Annotated in this window: 2 protein-coding genes; both read right to left on the bottom strand. The window is 60.2% G+C overall.

What is annotated here, in order from left to right; translation table 11 throughout:
• Positions 1-113 precede the first annotated feature (113 nt).
• Positions 114-356: a hypothetical protein gene (locus tag D6877_RS22435; RefSeq protein ID WP_122507439.1), complete on the bottom strand. Its 243-nt coding sequence runs from the start codon at positions 354-356 to the stop codon at positions 114-116.
• Complete coding sequence (locus D6877_RS22430) at positions 356-886, bottom strand: hypothetical protein (protein WP_071171999.1); 531 nt, start codon at positions 884-886, stop codon at positions 356-358. Before D6877_RS22430 ends, D6877_RS22435 begins: the two co-directional genes overlap by 1 nt.
• Positions 887-989: the final 103 nt, after the last annotated feature.

The raw sequence follows: 989 nt of genomic DNA, 5'->3' as shown, positions 1-989 counted from the left end.
TTTGCGTCAGACCCCGGAAATCAATCGATTCACGAATCAATTGTGGGAGCGAGCCTGCTCGCGAAGGCGCCAGACCAGGCAAATCATATCTGCATGCCACCCCCGCGACACCCTCACAACTTCGGCACGTCCCCGGTCGCCTCGGCAATCGTCGCCAACGTTTCCTCCATGCTGGCGATGTCTTCTTGCAGCTTTTGAAACACCAGATCCAGCGACTCCGGGGCGTCCACGGTCTGATGGCCACGCAGCGACTCGACGCTGGCGCTCTCCACGTGCTGGAGAATGTCCACACTTTCTCGCAGTGCCAACAGCTGATCGAAGATCGCGGCAATCTGCGCCTGGCTGCGGGTGCTCATCATTTCCACCCAAGCCTGGCAATGATTTCACGGCGATACGGCGTGTCGATCTGCGCCGGCACCTGTTCGATATAGTCGCGCGCTTGTTCGTGCGCCGCGCCGCTCAACCCGGCCAGATAAGAAACTGCGTCGTCGACATTCGGCACCAGGCCTTCAATGTTCTTGAATCTGCCGGGCAGCGCCGTCCAGATCACCGCATCGAGTTGCCGAGGAATTGCCCATTCAGCAAGCACGCCCATCGCCGAGGGACCGAGGGTGAAGCTGCCGATGCCATCCTCCCTGCCCTCCGGCACGCCTTCTCGGATACGCAGGAGCTCACGGGCCTGATCGAGATCGGTCACGTCGAGGACCGACCACAGCACTTTGCACGGCGGCGCGTTCGCGCTTATGGCTGTAGTCAACTCGCCAGTGTCACTGACGCGAACGAAGTCGATCGGTACCTGCGGCCCGTCGGCAAACCACTCGCTCGCCAGCGGCAAGCCGTCCGGTTTCCAGATCAGTGAGCCCCATCCCAGACATGCAATGACCATAAATCAGACCCTTCTGAAGAAACGATGAACACAGAAAAGAACAGCCTGCTCAGCCTTTGGTTTTTCGCGGGTCGGCTGCGCGCGGAAAGGTGCGTTCTTCCTG

It is taken from the genome of Pseudomonas sp. Sample_9 (assembly GCF_004307535.1).
GTDB lineage: Bacteria > Pseudomonadota > Gammaproteobacteria > Pseudomonadales > Pseudomonadaceae > Aquipseudomonas > Aquipseudomonas mercuritolerans.
Note: the sequence above shows the minus strand (reverse complement) of the source record. Positions and strands in the feature narration are given on the sequence as shown.